Source organism: Serratia sp. LSHTC3 (assembly GCF_057197125.1).
In genome coordinates, this window is the sequence record NZ_JBXUNP010000007.1 from 23,660 (window position 1) to 40,740 (window position 17,081).

Below are 17,081 nucleotides of genomic sequence, written 5' to 3' on the forward strand. Positions count from 1 at the left end.
CTCGATTACGCCGGTTGGCGGATCTCGAAGCTGTGGGTTACCGTGGCGGCCTTGTTGAGCATCAGCGCCACCGAGCAGTATTTCTCCGCCGACAGGTTCACCGCACGTTCGACGATCTTGTCGGTCAGATCCTGGCCGGTCACGATGAAGTGCAGGTTGATATGGGTGAACAACCGCGGGGCTTCTTCGCGGCGCTCGGAGGTCAGCTTCACCTCGCAGTCGCGCACGTCGTTGCGCCCCTTTTGCAGGATGGATACCACGTCGATCGCGCTGCAGCCGCCCACCGACATCAGCACCATCTCCATCGGGCTGGGCGCTTTATCACCGGCGTTGCCGTCCATCAGCACCTGGTGGCCGGAGGCCGATTCCCCCAAAAACGTTAACCCTTCCACCCACTTAACTCTTGCCTGCATTCTGGTCACTCCGGTTGATTTCTTAAAATCAGAGTACGCTTTCGCATAGAAACAGGCAACGTAACCTGATGCTAATCATGCTGAAGCGAGACAACACGAGACACCCGCCTTACTCTGTGCTACAAACAGAGCCGCAATAAATCTTTCCGGGACACTGCATTTCAGGGAAACGCCCAGAGAAAGGCTCCTTTACCGGTATGTTAACAGAATGTAGCTTGCAGCGCTTACGGCAAGTTAATATGCTAGAGCGACAGCGTATTTTTATGACACGCCTCAAAACTTGCCGGTAGCCCTCGCTCATAACTGCGGCTACAGGCGGGTTTTACAGGGAACTCTGACCCCTGTGACACAAGGCAGCGATAACAACAGAGGATAACAGCGAATGGTTCTCGGCAAACCGCAAACAGACCCTACTCTCGAATGGTTCCTGTCTCATTGCCATATCCACAAATATCCATCGAAGAGTACGCTGATTCACCAAGGTGAAAAGGCCGAAACGCTTTACTACATCGTGAAAGGCTCCGTCGCGGTGCTGATCAAGGATGAAGAAGGTAAAGAGATGATCCTGTCCTACCTCAACCAGGGGGATTTCATCGGCGAGCTCGGATTGTTCGAAGAAGGCCAGGAGCGCAGCGCCTGGGTTCGCGCGAAAACCGCCTGTGAAGTGGCCGAAATTTCCTACAAGAAATTCCGCCAGCTGATCCAGGTGAACCCGGACATCCTGATGCGTCTGTCCGCCCAAATGGCGAGCCGCCTGCAGGTCACCTCCGAAAAAGTGGGCAACCTCGCCTTCCTGGACGTGACCGGCCGCATCGCGCAAACCCTGCTGAATCTGGCGAAGCAACCTGACGCCATGACTCACCCGGACGGCATGCAGATCAAGATCACCCGTCAGGAGATCGGCCAGATCGTCGGCTGCTCGCGTGAAACCGTTGGCCGTATTCTGAAAATGCTGGAAGATCAAAACCTGATTTCCGCCCACGGCAAAACCATTGTCGTCTACGGCACCCGTTAATCCCCGAAGAAACGGCGCAGTCTGCGCCGTTTTTTTATCTGCTCTCTGCCATGTGGCGCCGCCTGATCTACCACCCGGAAATCAACTACGCACTGCGACAAACGCTGGTGTTGTGTCTGCCGGTGCTGTTCGGCTTGTTAATAGGCCAGCTGCAGCTCGGCCTGATGTTCTCTCTGGTGCCCGCCTGCTGCAATATCGCCGGTCTGGACACGCCGCATAAGCGCTTCTTTAAACGGCTGATCGTCGGCGGCTCGCTGTTCGCCTTCAGCAGCGTGCTGCTGCAACAGGCACTGCTGTGGCACGTGCCGCTGCCGGCGCTGATGCTGGGCCTGGCGCTGCTGCTCGGCATCACCGGCGAAATCAGCCCGCTGCACGCCCGGCTGTTGCCGGCGGCGCTGGTGGCCGCCATTTTCGCCCTCAGCACGGCCGGCACGGTACCCCTCTGGCAGGCGCCGCTGCTGTACGCGATCGGCACCGTCTGGTACGGCTTATTCACCTGGTTCTGGTTCAAGCTGTGGAAAGAACAGCCAATGCGCGAGACGCTCAGCCAGCTCTATCTGGAGCTGGCTGACTATTTCGAAGCCAAATACTCGTTGCTGACCCAGCACACCGATCCGCAAACCGCGCTGCCGCCGCTGCTGGTGCGCCAACAAAAGGTGATGGATCTGATCAGCCTTTTATACCAACAGCTCAATTTCCTGCCGCACGCCAACAACCTCGAACAAAAGCGCCTGCAGCGCGCCTTTCAGGTGGCGATGGATCTGCAGGAGCACATCACCGTCAGCCTGCATCTGCCGGAGGAGGTGCAAAAACTGGTGGAGCAGAGCCAGGCCGAAGCGATCATTCGCCGCAACGCTCAGGTGATCGCCGGCCGGCTGCGCGTGGTGGCGCACGATATTCTCTACCATCAACATTCGAAGCGCTTCTCCATGAGCCACGAACTGGCGGCGCTGGAAAAAATGGCGGCGCAGCATCCCGATAACCCGGTCGGCCAGTTTTGTTATTACCACTTCAGCCGCATCGCTCGCCTGCTGCGCACCCAGCATCCGCTGTACCGCCGCGACCTGATGCCCGGCCAGCACCGCCTGCCGTTTTGGCCGGCGCTGGCCAGCTACCTGTCGTTCAAATCCACCGCCCTGCGCAACGCCGCGCGGCTGGGGGTGACGCTGGCGGTCGGCAGCAGCCTGGGTGCGGTTTTCAACCTGCCGAAGCCTTACTGGATCCTGCTCACCATCATGCTGGTGAGCCAAAACGGGTATAACGCCACCCGGGTGCGTATTCAGCACCGTGCGCTGGGCACGATTGCCGGGCTATTGCTGGCGGCCGGGCTGTTGCAGCTGCAGCTGCCGGAAGGAGAAACGCTGAGCATCATGCTGGTGATCACGCTGCTGGCCTACCTGGTTTCGCGCAAGAACTACGGGCTGTCGGTGATTGGCTTTACGGTCACGGCGGTTTACACCCTGCAGCTGCTGGCGCTGAACGGCTCGCATTTTCTGGTGCCGCGTCTGATCGATACGCTGATAGGCTGCGTGCTGGCGTTCGGCGGCACCATTTGGCTGTGGCCGCAGTGGCAAAGCGGGCTGCTGCGCAAGAATGCCCATCAGGCGCTGGAGAACGATCAAGCCGCGCTGCGGCTGATGCTGAAGCAGCCGGAACCGGATGCCACCGCGTTGGCCTATACCCGCATGCAGGTCAACCAAGCGCACAATGCGCTGTTCACCTCGCTCAATCAGGCGATGCAGGAGCCGGGGTTCGCGTCGAATTATCTGGCGGACATGCGGCTGTGGGTCACTCACAGCCAGTTCATCGTCGAACACCTGAACGCCATGACCATTCTGGCGCGCGAGCACTACATGCTGACGCCGAAACTGGCGGAAGCCTATCTGCAAACCTGTGAAATTGCGCTGCAAAGCTGCCAGCAGCGGTTGGAATACGACGGCCCGAGCAGTGACAACAGCGGCATCATGCAGCCGCCGGATCTGCATCCGGACATGCCCGTCACCGAGATGGAACGTCATTTGCGGCGCATTTTGTCGCACCTGAACGTGATGCATACCATTTCGTCGCTGGCCTGGCGTCAGCGCCCGCACCACGGCATCTGGCTCAAGCGCAAACTGCGCGATCAATAAGGGCGCGGCATGCCGCGCCCCGTTATTCGCCGCACGAGCTTCAGACGTTGATCACATCCTGCACCGCCAGCTCGAACAGCGCCATGCCGGCTTCGATGTCCTGCAGCTCCACCACCAGCGACGGCGCAAAGCGGATCACGTTCGGCCCGGCGTTGAGGATCATCAGCCCACGCGCGGCGGCAGCGGTGAGGAAATCGCGCGCTCTGCCGTGATAATGCGGCGTCAGTTCGGCGCCGATCAGTAACCCCATGCCGCGAATGGCGGTGAAAATACCGTATTTATCGCCGATATCCTGCAAAGCCTGCACATACAGCGCGTGGCGCTGTTCGATGCCGCTCAGCACTTCCGGCGTATTGATCACATCCAACGCCGCCTCCGCCACCGCGCAGGCCAACGGGTTGCCACCGTAGGTGGTGCCGTGAGTGCCCACCTGCATCACCGACGCAATCTCTTCGGTGGTCAGCATGGCGCTGACCGGGAAACCGCCGCCCAACGCCTTGGCGGTGGTAAGAATGTCCGGCGTCACGCCATAATGCATATAGGCGAACAGCTTGCCGCTGCGCCCCATGCCGCTTTGCACTTCGTCGAACACCAGCAGCGCCTGATGTTGGTCGCACAGCTCGCGCACGCCTTTGAGGAAGCCGGCGTCGACCGGCGTAATGCCGCCCTCGCCCTGAATCGGTTCCATCACCACCGCGCAGGTGTGGTCGTCCATCACCGCTTTCACCGCCGCCAGATCGTTGAACGGCACGTGCACGATGTCGGCCGGCTTTGGCCCGAACCCGTCGGAGTATTTGGCCTGCCCGCCCACCGACACGGTGAACAGCGTGCGGCCGTGGAACGCGTTATAGAAAGCGATGATTTTGGTTTTATAGGGGCTGTGGCGGGTGATGGCGTAATGACGCGCCAGTTTGAACGCCGCTTCGTTGGCCTCTGCGCCGGAGTTGGCGAAGAACACCCGATCGGCGAAGGTGGCGTCGATCAGTTTGCTCGCCAGGCGCAGCGCCGGTTCATTGGTAAAGACGTTGCTGGTATGCCACAGAGTCTCACCCTGACGTTTGAGCGCCTCGACCAGCGCCGGATGGCAGTGCCCCAGCGCCGTTACCGCGATGCCGCCGGAAAAATCGATGTACTCTTTTCCCTGCTGATCCCAGACCCGGCTGCCTTGGCCGCGCACCGGCACAAACTGGGCGGGTGCATAAACAGGCAGGATAACCTGGTCAAAGGTGCTGCGGCTCACTGCGGATTTTCCAGTCATTTTTTCGGCTCCACCCTGAAGGTTTTTCAGCGCTATCGTAATGTTAGATTGAAAACATAATCACGAAATATGCATAAAAAACCAATCAAGCGCAAACGCAAAACGCCCGACGAGCGAAAAAAACGCATCGGGATTAACGGTTGAGGAAGTTATCCAGCAGCTGATGGCCCTGCTCGCTGAGCACGCTTTCCGGATGGAACTGCACGCCTTCCAGCGCCAAAGTGCGATGGCGGATGCCCATGATCTCGTCGCGCACGCCGTCGCGTTCGCTCCAGGCGGTCACTTCAAAACAGTCCGGCAGCGTATCGGCTTTCAGCACCAGCGAGTGATAGCGGGTCACGGTCAGCGGATCGTTCAGGCCGCGAAACACGCCGACGCCGAGGTGGCGGATGGCCGACGTTTTGCCGTGCATCACCGCGCGGGCGCGCACCACCTCGGCGCCGAACGCCTGCCCCAGCGCCTGGTGCCCCAGGCACACGCCGAGGATCGGCAGCTTGCCGGCGAAATGACGAATGGCGGCCAGCGAGATACCCGCTTCGTTCGGGGTGCAGGGGCCGGGGGAAATCACCAGATGCTGCGGCGCCAGCCGCTCGATATCGGCCAGCTGCAGCTCATCGTTGCGCTTCACCACCACCTCGGCGCCCAACTCGCAGAAGTACTGGTAAAGGTTATAGGTAAAGGAGTCGTAGTTATCGATCAGCAGCAGCATGTCAGGTCCGGCAGAGAAAAACGCCGCCATAGTTTACTGATTTAACCCGCCGCTGCCGACGATAATTTCCGCTTACTTTTTACGGCCGCCGGTGATCGAGCCCAGCACGCCGCGCAGGATCTGGCGGCCGAGATCGCGCGCCATGCTCTTGGCGGCGGTCTGGACGATGCCGTCGCGTTTGCCGCCGCGCGGGCCGGTGGAACCGAACAACAGCTCGTTCAAACCATCCATCAGGCCGCCGCCCGCCTGCTGTTGTTGCTGTTGCGTCTGCGGTTGTTGCCCCTGCTGCGGGGTGCCGATGGTGGCGAAGCCACCCGACGACAGCTTCTCGTAGGCGGACTCGCGGTCAATCATGTCCTCATAGCGGCCATACAGCGGCGACTTGTTGATCGCGCTGTTCAGCCCTTCCGCGCCGAGCATGCCCATTTTGGATTCCGGCGCGATGACCATCGCACGCTCCACCACGTTCGGCCGGCCCTTCTCGTCGAGGAATGACACCAGCGCTTCGCCCACCCCCAGCTCGGTGATCGCCGTTTCGGCATCGAAGGCCGGATTGGCGCGCAGGGTTTGCGCCGCCGTTTTCACCGCCTTCTGATCGCGCGGCGTGAAGGCGCGCAGCGCATGCTGTACGCGGTTGCCCAACTGGCCCAGCACGCTGTCCGGGATATCCAGCGGGTTCTGGGTGACGAAGTAAATGCCGACGCCTTTGGAGCGGATCAGACGCACCACCTGTTCAATCTTGGTCAGCAGCGCCGCCGGCGCATCGTTGAACAGCAGGTGCGCCTCATCGAAGAAGAACACCAGCTTCGGCTGTTCAGGGTCGCCCACTTCCGGCAGGTGCTCAAACAGCTCGGCCAGCAGCCACAGCAGGAACACCGAATACAGCTTCGGCTGATTGATCAGCTTGTCCGCCGCCAGCAGATTGATCACGCCGTGGCCGTTGGCGTCGGTTTTCATCAGATCGTTGATGTCCAGCATCGGCTCGCCGAAGAACTGGTTGGCCCCCTGCTCTTCCAGCGTCAGCAATCCACGCTGGATGGCGCCGATAGAGGCGGCAGAGATATTGCCGTACTGGGTTTGGAATTGTTTGGCGTTGTCGCCGACGAACTGCACCATGGCGCGCAGGTCTTTCATGTCCAGCAGCAGCAGCGCATTGTCATCGGCGATTTTGAACACCAGCTGCAGCACGCCGCTTTGCACCTCGTTCAAATCCAACAGGCGCCCCAGCAGCAACGGCCCGAGATCGGAAATGGTGGCGCGGATCGGGTGGCCTTTTTCACCGTAAATATCCCACGGGATAATGGTGCAGGCCTGCGGTTGCCAGTCGGTGACGCCAATCGCCGCCAGGCGCGCCTGCAGTTTTTCGGAAGGCACGCCCTCGGCGCCGATGCCGGACAGATCGCCCTTCACATCCGAGAGGAACACCGGCACGCCGATGCGTGAGAACTGTTCGGCCATTTTCTGCAGCGTCACCGTCTTGCCGGTGCCGGTTGCCCCGGTGATCAAGCCGTGGCGGTTGGCCAACGCCGGCAAAATCACCAGATCCTGTTCCGGTTTTCCGTCTTTCATCGCTTTGGCGATAATCCGTGGTTCACTCATTTTCTGTTCCTTTGACGCTGACCGCGGCGCGAAACGCGCCTGTTGATGCAATAAAGCTATAAGCGCCGCGTAACCCCGTCAAGGACAAACAAAAAGGGCACCGTCGGGGCCTGATGAATTCAGATTGCGCTTAGCGTCAGAGCGTCTTTGCTTGAACAATAAAGCACCAGTGTTATAGTGAGCATTACGCTGTATATACGAGGTAAATACCATGTCTGAATCTACCGTGGTAATCCGCGTGGATGACGAGTTAAAAACCGCTTTCGCCAGCGCGGCAAAGGCCGCCGATCGCACGGCTTCGCAACTGCTGCGCGATTTCATGCGCGAGTTTGTCAGCCGCCAGGCGCAGCAGGAAGAGTACGACCAGTGGTTAAAGGAAAAGGTCGAGGTGAGCCGCAAGGCGTTGCGTGAAGGCAAGTTCGCCGACGATGAAGAGGTGGCTGCTTATTTCGCCGAACGCAGAGCTAAATCAACGCAATAAAACACAAAAGGACTTTTGTGAAACTGACATGGACGGTACCCGCCATCGCCGATCGTCTGGCGATTTATGAATGGTTGGAACTTAAAAATCCGGCCGCCGCCGCAGAAAATGATGCAAAAATCGCTGACGCGGCGGCACGCCTCGTGCATCATCCCACCAGCGGGAAAACGGGTCGGATAGCCGGCACGCGCGAGCTGGTCATCTCCCCGTCCTATCTGTTGGTCTATGAATTGGCGGCTCAACGCGTCATCATATTGGCCATCGTGCATACTCGCCGCCGGTGGCCGCCGGCATAGTCACCCCCGCAGCCCCAGTTGCTCCTTCAGCGCCTTCAAATAGCGCCGGCTGACCGGCACCGGATCGCCTGCCGACATGATCATCTCTGCCGCACCGCCCTCTTCGAAGCGGATCTCGCGCACCTGCTCCAGGTTGACCAGATACTGCCGATGGCAGCGCACCAGCGGCGTACGGCTTTCCAGCGTGCGCAGCGTCAATTCGGTGAAACACTCCATGCCGTCGCTGCGCACCACGAATACCCCGCTCAGCTTGGAACGGATCGCCAGCACTTCATCGAACCGCAGCAGATAGATGCGGCTGTGGCCGGTGCAGGGAATGTATTTCAGGTAGCCAGCGCTCTCATCCAGCGCCGTCACGTCTTGCGGCGCACTGCGCTGCCGCAGGCGTTGCAGCGTCTTGCTCAACCGCGTCGGCTCCGCCGGCTTCAGCAGATAGTCGAAGGCGTGCTCCTCAAATGCCTGCACCGCGTATTCGTCGTAGGCGGTCAGAAACACGATGTGCGGCATACGGTTGGGATCCAGCATGCCGACCATTTCCAGCCCGCTGATGCGTGGCATCTGGATATCGAGAAACACCACGTCCGGCTGCAGCCGATGGATCTGGCTGATGGCTTCGATGGCGTTGGCGCACTCGCCGATAATCGAGATCCCCGCTTCAGCTTCCAGCAGGTGGCGCAGGTTGTCGCGCGCGGAAGGTTCATCGTCAACAATCAGTGCGTTTAACATCAGGCTGCCCTCTCCATAGGGACATTAAGCGTAATGCGGGTGTAGGCGTCCGGCCGGCAATCCACCTGCACGCCATAGCCTTCGCCGTAGCGCACGCGAATGCGTTTATCCACCAGGTTCATCCCCAGCCCGCTGCAGTTCGGTTTCGGCTGGAACAGCCCGGCGTTGTCCGTCACCTGCAGCAGCAGATGCTCGCCTTCGTAGCAGGCGCCGATTTCGATGCGGCCTACGCCCAACAGATGCGAGGTGCCGTGCTTGATGGCATTCTCGACGATCGGCTGCAGCGAAAACGCCGGCAGCCGCGCCGCCAGCAGCGCCTCGGGCAGCGATACCGCAATCTCCAGCCGATCGGCGAAGCGCGCTTTCTCTATCTGCAGGTAGGCGTTCACATGTTCAATTTCGTCCGCCAGGCTGACTTCGTCATCCGAGCGCTTGAGGTTTTTACGAAAGAAGGTCGAGAGGGACTGCACCAGATCGCAGGCGCGCTCGCCATCGCGACGGATCACCGCCACCAGGGTATTCAAGGCATTGAACAGGAAATGCGGATTGACCTGCGCATGCAGCAGCTTGATCTCCGACTGCGCCAGCAGCTGCTTGTGGCGCTCGTACTGTCCGGCCATGATCTGCGCCGACAGCAGGCTGGCGATGCCTTCGCCCAGCGTACGGTTGATGGTGCTGAACAGCTGGCTTTTCGGTTCATACAGCTTGATGGTGCCGATGACCCGCTGGTTTTCGCCGCGCAGCGGGATCACCAGCGTCGATCCCAGCTTGCAGGCCGGATTGATCGAGCAGCAGTAAGAGAGCTGATTGCCGTCGGCATAGACCACCTCGTTGTTGTCGATGGCGCGGTGCGAATGCACCGAGGCGATCGGCGTGCCCGGCAGGTGGTGATCGTCACCGATGCCGATAAACGCCAACAGCTTGTCGCGATCGGTGATCGCCACCGCGCCGATGCCCAGCTCCTGATAAATCACCCGGGCGACCTTCATGCTGTTTTCCTGATCGAAGCCCTGCCGCAGGATGCCCTCGGTGCGCTCGGCGATTTTCAGCGCCTTGGAAGAGAAAGCGCTGGTGTATTTCTCGAACATGGCGCGCCTGTCCAGCAGGATTTGCATAAACATCGCCGCGCCGACGGTATTGGCGATCATCATCGGCAGCGCGATGTGTTCCACCAGCTGCAACGCCTCGTTATAAGGGCGCGCCACCGCCAGAATGATCGCCATCTGCAGCACTTCCGCCACCAGCGCCACGCCGCCGACGAACAGCGGATTGAACAGCAGCTCGATGCGCCCCCGGCGCATGGCGATGCTGTGTACGATGCCGCCGACCAGCCCTTCGGACACCGTGGAGATCGCGCAGGCCACGTCGGTCATGCCGCCGAGCGTATACCGGTGCAGGCCGCCGGTCAGCCCGACCAGAAAGCCCACCGACGGCCCGCCCAGCAGCCCGCCCAGAACCGCGCCTATCGCTCGGGTGTTGGCGATCGAATCCTGAATATGCAGCCCGAAATAGGTGCCCATGATGCAGAACACCGAGAAGATCACGTAGCACAGCAGCTTGTGCGGCAAGCGAATGGTCACCTGCATCAGCGGAATGAACAGCGGGGTTTTGCTCAGCAGATAGGCGATAACGAGATAGACGCACATCTGCTGCAACAGCAACAGCACCTGGTTAAATTCATACATGGCAGCAACTCATCCAGAGACAACAAAGGGCGAACGCCGGATTTCCGGTCTGGTTATTGTCTGCCGATTAGAGCATGGGGCGCGGGAGAAAACAGTGATGAAGGCAAGGCTTCGGGAGGAAGGACGGCCGACCCCGGCGGGATCGGCCAAAAAATTTACGGCAGCACCTTGGCCGACAGAATCACCACCGGCTTGGTCGGCACATTCTGGTAAGGGCCGACGTTGCCGGTCGGCACCTGAGCGATCTTGTCCACCACATCCATGCCTTTCACCACTTTGCCGAACACCGCGTAGCCGAAGTCGCGCTGGCCGTGATCCAGGAAGGCGTTATCCGCCACGTTCAGGAAGAACTGGCTGGTGGCGCTGTCCTTGTCGGCGGTGCGCGCCATCGAGATGGTGCCGCGCAGGTTGCGCAGGCCGTTGTCGGCTTCGTTCTTGATCGGCGCCTTGGTGGATTTTTGCTGCATGTCAGCGGTGAAACCGCCGCCCTGGATCATGAAGCCCGGGATCACACGGTGGAAAATGGTGTTGTTGTAGTACCCGCTGTTCACGTAATCGACGAAGTTCTGGGTGGAAACCGGTGCCTTCTGGCTGTCGAGCGCCAATTCGATATTCCCCGCCGAGGTCGTCAGCATGACATGGGTCTCACCGGCGGCGAGTGCGGCTGGTGCCACTGCGGACAGGGAACACAGCGCGACGAAGGTCACTAAAGTACGTTTGAACATTAACGGGTCCTTTCTCTGAGAGACAAACAACGGAAAAGCGCTTTGATTCTAAAGAGCTGTATCGGCAAGTGCCAGCCATTTACCTATATTTACCCAATTACGGGACATATCCTAGGCGGCCCTGAATTTTGCTGCGGAAAGTATGGGCGCAGAAGGCTTTTTTGCCAACCGCATCACGCATTTTTTGCCCCGTGCCGCCCTGGGGCGGTTTTTGCGATCTGCCTCCCAGTTTGCACACGCATTGTCGTTACTCTATATAAATGAGAGCGCTCTCATTATAAAAAGAACGGATATTGAAGCATCCCACGGCGGCATCGCCGCGCAACCCCTGGAGAAATGACGTGAGTGAATTGATGACTGAAGTCAGCCCCGAGTTTGAAAGCACCATCATGGAACTGCTGGTGTTCTCCGGCAGCGCGCGCAGCAATGCGTTGATGGCGTTGCGACAAGCGCGCGCCGGCGACTTCGCCGCCGCGGCCAAACACATGGCCGAATCCAAAGAGTGGGTGAAGAAAGCGCACCTGATCCAGACCGAGCTGATCGGCCTGGACGAAGGCTGCGGCAAGCTGGCGATCAATCTGATCACCGTGCATGCGCAGGATCATCTGATGAACGCCATGGTGATCCAGGATCTGGCCGACGACATGATCGAGCTCTATCGCCGTCAGTCGCTGACGGAGGGCCGCCCATGAGCACGCTCAAAATCGCCGTGATCGGCGGCGGCAGCAGCTACACTCCCGAGCTGGTCGATGGGCTGATCCAGCGCATCGAGGAGCTGCCGGTCACCGAACTGGCGCTGGTGGACGTCGAGCCAGGCCGCCAAAAAGTGGAAACCATCGCCGCCCTGACGCGCCGCATGCTGGCGCGCCATGGGCTGGAACAGGTGAAGGTCAGCGTGCACTTCACGCTGGACGAAGCGATTCGCGGCGCCGCTTTCGTGCTGACCCAGTTCCGCGTCGGGCAACTGCCGGCGCGCGCCGCCGACGAACGGCTGGGCCTCAAATACCAGCTGCTCGGCCAGGAGACCACCGGCGTCGGCGGCTTCGCCAAAGCGCTGCGCACCATTCCGGTGATGCTGGATATCGCCCGCCGGGTGGAAAAGCTGGCGCCGGACGCCTGGATAATCAACTTCACCAACCCGGCCGGTATCGTCACCGAGGCGGTGTCTCGCTTTACCAAAGCGAAGATCATCGGCCTGTGCAACGTGCCGATCAGCATGCATCACATGATCGCCAACATGCTGCAGGCGCCTTACGCCGACGTGCAGCTGCAGTTCGCCGGCCTGAACCACATGGTCTGGGTGCATCAGGTCACGCAGCAGGGGCGCGACGTCACCGCCAAGGTGATCGACATGCTGTGCGACGGCGCGGCGCTGACCATGAACAACATCAAGGAAGAGCCCTGGCAGCCGGACTTCCTGCGCGCGCTCGGCGCGATCCCATGCCCGTACCACCGCTATTTTTACCAGACCCGTGAGATGCTGGCGGAAGAGATGGCCGCCGCCGGCGAGCGCGGCACCCGCGCCGAACAGGTGATGCAGGTGGAGAAAGAGCTGTTCGAGCTGTATGCCGATCCGCAGTTGAACAGTAAGCCGGAACAGCTCAGCTTCCGCGGCGGTTCTTTCTATTCCGAGGTTGCGCTGGAGCTAATTCGTGCTATCCATAATAATCTCGGCACGCAATTAGTGGTCAACACCGCAAACCGCGGCGCAATCCATGGCCTGCCGGACGATGCTGTGATAGAAATCAACTGTATCGTCGATGCCCAAGGCGCGCATCCGCTGACGTTCGGCCCGCTGTCGGAGCCGATGCAGGCGCTGACGCAGCAGGTGAAAGCCTACGAACGCCTGACCATCGAGGCCGCGGTGCACGGCGATCGCCGCAGCGGCTTGCTGGCGCTGATCGCCAACCCGCTGGTGGGCAACGCCAATCTGGCGCAGCCGTTGCTGGACGAGGTGTTGACGATAAACGCGCCGTATTTGCCGCAGTTCAGGTAAGCGCCTGCGCGCGGTATGACAGGGGTTCGGCGCGCCGAACCCATTTTTTTAGCCGTAATCAGGAGTTGGACGATGGTGACACTGGAAGATGTCGCGGCGCTGGCGGGCGTATCGCGCGCCACCGTATCGCGGGTAGTGAACGGCGACAGCAACGTCAAGGCGCCGACCCGCGAGAAGGTTGAACGCGCCGTCGCCCAGCTCGGTTACACCCCCAATCCGGCGGCCCGCGCGCTCGCCTCCAGCCACAGCAATACCCTCGGGCTGGTGACCACGTCGTATCGCGGCGGCTTCTTCGGCGCGCTGATGGACTTCGTGCAAACCGAGGCCGAATCCCACGGCAAGCAGCTGCTAGTGACCCAGGGCCGCAACAGCGCCGAAAACGAATGGCAGGCGGTGCAGCGGCTGTTCAGCCTGCGCTGCGACGGCGTGATCCTGCACGTGCGTTTTCTCAGCGACGATCGGCTGCGCCAGCTGGCGGCGGAGCAACGTCATTTCGTGTTGCTCGATCGTCTGGTGCCGGGGCTGGAAGACCGCTGCGTCACCTTCGATCATCCGCTCGCCAGCCGCATGGCGACCCAGCAACTGCTCGATGCCGGGCACCGGCGCATCGCCTGCATCAGCGGGCCGCGCGAGCGCCCGTCGAGCCGCCTGCGGTTGCAAGGGTTTGAAGAGGCGATGCAGGCGGCGAATATCGAGCCGGTGGCCTGTCTGGAGGGCGTTTACGATCTGGAAAGCGGTTACCGCTGCGCCGATCGCCTGCTGCAGCAAGCCGCACGGCCCAGCGCCATCTACTGCTGCAACGAAGAGATGGCGATCGGCGCGCTGCTGGCGATCAACGAGCACCGCCTGCGGGTGCCGCAGGATATCTCCTTGATCTGTTACGACAGCGGCGAACGCGCGCCTTTTGTACGCCCGGCGTTGAGCAGCGTACATTTTCCCATCAGCGAGATGGCCCAATACGCGGCGCGCAGGCTGATCGACCCCACCACCCCGGCGCACCCATTTGAGCCGACGATCGTCAACCGTGATTCCATTGTGACGGTACGCAAATAGATCACAATAATGCGTACCCTCCCTTCATAGGTTGCATCAAAAAATCGACAACCATCACAAAAAATCCCGTTGTCTGTGCTAGGATCCGCCCCCTGGTGGCCTGATCGGGACTTTTTTCTGCGTTTGCCAGGAAAAGCCAGCGGCCTTATGCCAGCGTTAAAACCTCTAACAGACATATTCAGGCCTATACAATGAATGACAGTAACCGCATACGGCTTACCTGGATCAGCTTCTTTTCGTACGCGCTGACCGGTGCTTTAGTGATCGTCACAGGGATGGTGATGGGAAACATTGCAGAGTACTTTAATCTGCCGGTTTCCAGCATGAGTAACACCTTTACTTTCCTCAACGCCGGTATTTTGATTTCGATCTTCCTCAATGCCTGGCTGATGGAAATCATCCCGCTGAAGCGTCAGCTGATCTTCGGCTTTGTCCTGATGGTGCTGGCGGTCGCAGGGCTGATGCTCGGCAAGAGCCTGACCATGTTCTCGCTGTGCATGTTTATCCTTGGCGTGGTTAGCGGTATCACCATGTCGATCGGCACCTTCCTGATCACCCACATGTATGCCGGCCGCCAGCGCGGTTCGCGCCTGTTGTTCACCGATTCCTTCTTCAGCATGGCCGGGATGATCTTCCCGATCGTCGCCGCGATGCTGCTGGCTCGCCATATCGGCTGGTACTGGGTTTACGCCTGCATCGGCCTGCTGTACGTGGCGATCTTCGTGCTGACCCTGTGCTCCGAATTCCCGGTGCTGGGCAAGAAAGGCGCCGATGCCGGTCAACCGGTCGAGAAAGAAAAATGGGGCATCGGCGTGCTGTTCCTGTCGATCGCCGCGCTGTGCTACATCCTCGGCCAGCTGGGCTTCATTCAGTGGGTGCCTGAGTACGCCACCAAGTCGTTCAACATGGACATCGGCCAGGCCGGTAAGCTGGTGAGCGACTTCTGGACCTCTTACATGGTCGGCATGTGGGTGTTCAGCTTCATCCTGCGCTTCTTCGATCTGCAGCGCATCGTTACCGTACTGGCCGCGCTGGCTACCGGCGCGATGTACCTGTTCGTCAGCACCGACAATCCGGAACACCTGGGCTACTACATCATGGCTCTGGGCTTCGTTTCCAGCGCCATCTATACCACGTTGATCACCCTCGGCTCGCTGCAGACCAAGGTCTCCTCGCCGAAGCTGGTCAACTTTATCCTGACCTGCGGCACCATCGGCACCATGCTGACCTTCGTGGTCACCGGCCCGATCGTGGCGAAAGGCGGCGCGCACGCGGCGCTGACCACCGCCAACGGCCTGTACCTGGCGGTATTCGTGATGTGTCTGCTGCTGGGCTTCGTGACCAAGCACCGCAGCCACGGTCACGTGACGCACTGATTTCTTCGCATCAAATTCATCAAGGGCGCCCGCAAGGCGCCCTTTTTTTGCGCCTTAGCGCCGAAAATCCACCGTCTCATCCTGCTGCAAATGCAGCGTGGTTTCCGCCGGCCGCGTTTCGGCGATCACCGCCCCCTGGCGAATCGAATAACGCACCGGCGTCTGGCGGCGCACCGCGTCGAAACCGCTTTCCGCCGGCAGGATCACCAGGTTGGCGCTGTTGCCGGCCGCCAGGCCATAGTCGCTGAGGTTAAGGGTGCGCGCACTGTGGCTGGTGATCAGCTTCAGCCCGTCGTCGATTTGGCCATAGCCCATCAGCTGGCACACGTGCAGCCCCATATGCAGCACCTGCAGCATGTTGGCGGTGCCGAGCGGATACCAGGGATCGAACACGTCGTCGTGGCCAAAGCAGACGTTGATCTCCGCCTCCAGCATCTCCTTCACCCGCGTCACGCCGCGCCGTTTCGGATAGCTGTCGAAACGCCCCTGCAGGTGAATGTTCACCAGCGGATTGGCGACAAAGTTGATGCCGGACATTTTCAGCAGGCGGAACAGCCGCGAGGCGTAAGCTCCGTTGTAAGAGTGCATCGCCGTGGTGTGGCTGGCGGTGACTTTCGCCCCCATCTCCAGCTTCAGCGCCAGCGCCGCCACGGTCTCGACGAAGCGCGATTGCTCGTCGTCGATCTCATCGCAGTGCACGTCCACCAGCCGATCGTATTTTTGCGCCAGCGCGAACGCCTTGTGCAGCGACTCCACGCCGTATTCGCGGGTGAATTCGAAATGCGGAATGGCGCCCACCACGTCGGCCCCCAGCCGCAGCGCCTCTTCAAGCAGCGCTTCGCCGTTGGGATAAGAGAGGATCCCCTCCTGCGGGAAGGCGACGATCTGCAGCGTCACCCAGGGCGCCACCTCCTGCTTCACCTCCAGCATGGCGCGCAGCGCGGTCAGCGTGGGATCGGAAACGTCGACGTGGGTGCGCACATACTGCACGCCGTTGGCGATCTGCCACTTGAGCGTTTGCCAGGCGCGCTGCTTGACGTCTTCATGAGTCAACAGCGCCTTGCGTTCGGCCCAGCGCTCAATGCCCTCGAACAGCGTGCCGGACTGGTTCCAGGCCGGCTGACCGGCGGTTTGCGTGGTATCTAGGTGAATATGCGGTTCGACGAACGCCGGCAGCGCCAGCCCGCCCTGCGCATCCAACACGTCGCTGCGCCACTCCAGCCCTTCCGGTTGCGGCACCAGATGCGCGATGCGCCCCTGCTCGATCGCCAGTTGCCACAACCCTTCATGCCCGCTTAAACGCAGGTTATCGATAAACTTCAATGGACGTTTCGCCACCCTTCACCTCTGCCGTTGCGCTGGTTTTCTTCATCATACTGGCAGCGGATCGCGCTGACAAAGTCACCGTTTCATGCCTACCCCCTGCGTTTACTCCCTGCGGGGTAATTTGCATGCAAACTGACTCGCTTCAGCTAAAGGTGAATAAAATCCGCAACTTATCAAAAAACGTGAAAAATCATCTATATACCACGTTAGAGGTATATGAGAGTGTGATTGATTTGCATCAATAAATTGCCCCTCGGGAGAGATAAGGTAAGCCTAGGAAACCCGAATTTTGAG

The 17,081-nt window shown here is 60.2% G+C and carries 16 protein-coding genes; 8 read left to right on the top strand and 8 right to left on the bottom strand.

Annotated elements, in window-relative coordinates; translation table 11 throughout:
• Window positions 1-5: 5 nt before the first annotated feature.
• The gene (locus AC2CGI_RS21470; protein ID WP_004930372.1) at window positions 6-413 is read right to left on the bottom strand and encodes an OsmC family protein; all 408 of its coding nucleotides are present in this window, start codon (window positions 411-413) and stop codon (window positions 6-8) included.
• Between the two features lie 382 nt (window positions 414-795).
• Here AC2CGI_RS21470 and crp point away from each other — a divergent pair, with 382 nt between their 5' ends.
• The gene (gene crp, locus AC2CGI_RS21475; protein ID WP_004090925.1) at window positions 796-1,428 is read left to right on the top strand and encodes a cAMP-activated global transcriptional regulator CRP; all 633 of its coding nucleotides are present in this window, start codon (window positions 796-798) and stop codon (window positions 1,426-1,428) included.
• Between the two features lie 50 nt (window positions 1,429-1,478).
• Window positions 1,479-3,557 (top strand): YccS/YhfK family putative transporter, encoded by a 2,079-nt coding sequence (locus AC2CGI_RS21480; protein WP_076741265.1) that lies wholly within the window; start codon window positions 1,479-1,481, stop codon window positions 3,555-3,557.
• A 40-nt stretch (window positions 3,558-3,597) separates the two neighbouring features.
• On the opposite strand, the gene argD is transcribed toward AC2CGI_RS21480, so the two are convergent.
• The 3 genes from argD to AC2CGI_RS21495 form a co-directional block, all read right to left on the bottom strand.
• Window positions 3,598-4,815, bottom strand: a complete 1,218-nt coding sequence (gene argD, locus AC2CGI_RS21485; RefSeq protein ID WP_076741266.1) for a bifunctional acetylornithine/succinyldiaminopimelate transaminase — start codon at window positions 4,813-4,815, stop codon at window positions 3,598-3,600.
• Between the two features lie 133 nt (window positions 4,816-4,948).
• Entirely contained in the window at window positions 4,949-5,524 is a 576-nt protein-coding gene (locus AC2CGI_RS21490; protein WP_076741292.1) for an aminodeoxychorismate synthase component II, read from the bottom strand.
• A 72-nt stretch (window positions 5,525-5,596) separates the two neighbouring features.
• Window positions 5,597-7,123, bottom strand: a complete 1,527-nt coding sequence (locus AC2CGI_RS21495) for a helicase HerA-like domain-containing protein (protein ID WP_004930359.1) — start codon at window positions 7,121-7,123, stop codon at window positions 5,597-5,599.
• A gap of 211 nt (window positions 7,124-7,334) precedes the next feature.
• Between AC2CGI_RS21495 and AC2CGI_RS21500 the strand changes: the two genes are divergently transcribed.
• Window positions 7,335-7,604, top strand: coding sequence for a hypothetical protein (locus AC2CGI_RS21500; RefSeq protein ID WP_004930356.1), 270 nt, complete (start codon window positions 7,335-7,337; stop codon window positions 7,602-7,604).
• A gap of 17 nt (window positions 7,605-7,621) precedes the next feature.
• Window positions 7,622-7,900 carry a type II toxin-antitoxin system RelE/ParE family toxin gene (locus AC2CGI_RS21505; protein ID WP_015379287.1) on the top strand — a complete coding sequence of 93 codons (279 nt, stop codon included), beginning with the start codon at window positions 7,622-7,624 and terminating at the stop codon, window positions 7,898-7,900.
• Here the strand turns inward: AC2CGI_RS21505 and btsR are convergent, their stop codons facing one another.
• The 3 genes from btsR to ppiA form a co-directional block, all read right to left on the bottom strand.
• Complete coding sequence (btsR, locus tag AC2CGI_RS21510; RefSeq protein WP_004930351.1) at window positions 7,901-8,626, bottom strand: two-component system response regulator BtsR; 726 nt, start codon at window positions 8,624-8,626, stop codon at window positions 7,901-7,903.
• Entirely contained in the window at window positions 8,626-10,311 is a 1,686-nt protein-coding gene (locus AC2CGI_RS21515; RefSeq protein WP_076741267.1) for a sensor histidine kinase, read from the bottom strand. The genes btsR and AC2CGI_RS21515 overlap by 1 nt, the downstream gene beginning before the upstream one ends.
• 155 nt (window positions 10,312-10,466) lie before the next feature.
• Window positions 10,467-11,036: a peptidylprolyl isomerase A gene (ppiA, locus tag AC2CGI_RS21520; protein WP_015379288.1), complete on the bottom strand. Its 570-nt coding sequence runs from the start codon at window positions 11,034-11,036 to the stop codon at window positions 10,467-10,469.
• Window positions 11,037-11,389: 353 nt separating this feature from the next.
• Between ppiA and AC2CGI_RS21525 the strand changes: the two genes are divergently transcribed.
• From AC2CGI_RS21525 to tsgA, 4 genes are all read left to right on the top strand, one after another.
• On the top strand, window positions 11,390-11,728 hold the full coding sequence (locus tag AC2CGI_RS21525) for a PTS lactose/cellobiose transporter subunit IIA (RefSeq protein WP_004930342.1): 339 nt from the start codon (window positions 11,390-11,392) through the stop codon (window positions 11,726-11,728).
• A complete protein-coding gene (locus AC2CGI_RS21530; protein WP_075684673.1) occupies window positions 11,725-13,032 on the top strand; it encodes a 6-phospho-beta-glucosidase in 1,308 nt (435 codons plus the stop codon). The genes AC2CGI_RS21525 and AC2CGI_RS21530 overlap by 4 nt, the downstream gene beginning before the upstream one ends.
• A 72-nt stretch (window positions 13,033-13,104) precedes the next feature.
• On the top strand, window positions 13,105-14,085 hold the full coding sequence (locus AC2CGI_RS21535) for a LacI family DNA-binding transcriptional regulator (RefSeq protein ID WP_076741268.1): 981 nt from the start codon (window positions 13,105-13,107) through the stop codon (window positions 14,083-14,085).
• Between the two features lie 191 nt (window positions 14,086-14,276).
• Complete coding sequence (gene tsgA / locus AC2CGI_RS21540; protein ID WP_004930336.1) at window positions 14,277-15,461, top strand: MFS transporter TsgA; 1,185 nt, start codon at window positions 14,277-14,279, stop codon at window positions 15,459-15,461.
• A 54-nt stretch (window positions 15,462-15,515) separates the two neighbouring features.
• On the opposite strand, the gene AC2CGI_RS21545 is transcribed toward tsgA, so the two are convergent.
• Window positions 15,516-16,784, bottom strand: coding sequence for a cytosine deaminase (locus AC2CGI_RS21545; RefSeq protein ID WP_275543235.1), 1,269 nt, complete (start codon window positions 16,782-16,784; stop codon window positions 15,516-15,518).
• Window positions 16,785-17,081: the final 297 nt, after the last annotated feature.

What these genes read in the sequence shown, in the direction of transcription:
- AC2CGI_RS21530 (WP_075684673.1), top strand. Translation starts at nt 11,725, where the DNA reads ATGAGCACGCTCAAAATCGCCGTGATCGGCGGCGGCAGCAGCTACACT.
- AC2CGI_RS21470 (WP_004930372.1), bottom strand. Translation starts at nt 413, where the DNA reads ATGCAGGCAAGAGTTAAGTGGGTGGAAGGGTTAACGTTTTTGGGGGAA.
- AC2CGI_RS21490 (WP_076741292.1), bottom strand. Translation starts at nt 5,524, where the DNA reads ATGCTGCTGCTGATCGATAACTACGACTCCTTTACCTATAACCTTTAC.
- crp (WP_004090925.1), top strand. Translation starts at nt 796, where the DNA reads ATGGTTCTCGGCAAACCGCAAACAGACCCTACTCTCGAATGGTTCCTG.
- btsR (WP_004930351.1), bottom strand. Translation starts at nt 8,626, where the DNA reads ATGTTAAACGCACTGATTGTTGACGATGAACCTTCCGCGCGCGACAAC.
- argD (WP_076741266.1), bottom strand. Translation starts at nt 4,815, where the DNA reads ATGACTGGAAAATCCGCAGTGAGCCGCAGCACCTTTGACCAGGTTATC.
- AC2CGI_RS21500 (WP_004930356.1), top strand. Translation starts at nt 7,335, where the DNA reads ATGTCTGAATCTACCGTGGTAATCCGCGTGGATGACGAGTTAAAAACC.
- AC2CGI_RS21525 (WP_004930342.1), top strand. Translation starts at nt 11,390, where the DNA reads ATGACTGAAGTCAGCCCCGAGTTTGAAAGCACCATCATGGAACTGCTG.
- AC2CGI_RS21495 (WP_004930359.1), bottom strand. Translation starts at nt 7,123, where the DNA reads ATGAGTGAACCACGGATTATCGCCAAAGCGATGAAAGACGGAAAACCG.
- AC2CGI_RS21515 (WP_076741267.1), bottom strand. Translation starts at nt 10,311, where the DNA reads ATGTATGAATTTAACCAGGTGCTGTTGCTGTTGCAGCAGATGTGCGTC.
- AC2CGI_RS21535 (WP_076741268.1), top strand. Translation starts at nt 13,105, where the DNA reads ATGGTGACACTGGAAGATGTCGCGGCGCTGGCGGGCGTATCGCGCGCC.
- tsgA (WP_004930336.1), top strand. Translation starts at nt 14,277, where the DNA reads ATGAATGACAGTAACCGCATACGGCTTACCTGGATCAGCTTCTTTTCG.
- ppiA (WP_015379288.1), bottom strand. Translation starts at nt 11,036, where the DNA reads ATGTTCAAACGTACTTTAGTGACCTTCGTCGCGCTGTGTTCCCTGTCC.
- AC2CGI_RS21480 (WP_076741265.1), top strand. Translation starts at nt 1,479, where the DNA reads ATGTGGCGCCGCCTGATCTACCACCCGGAAATCAACTACGCACTGCGA.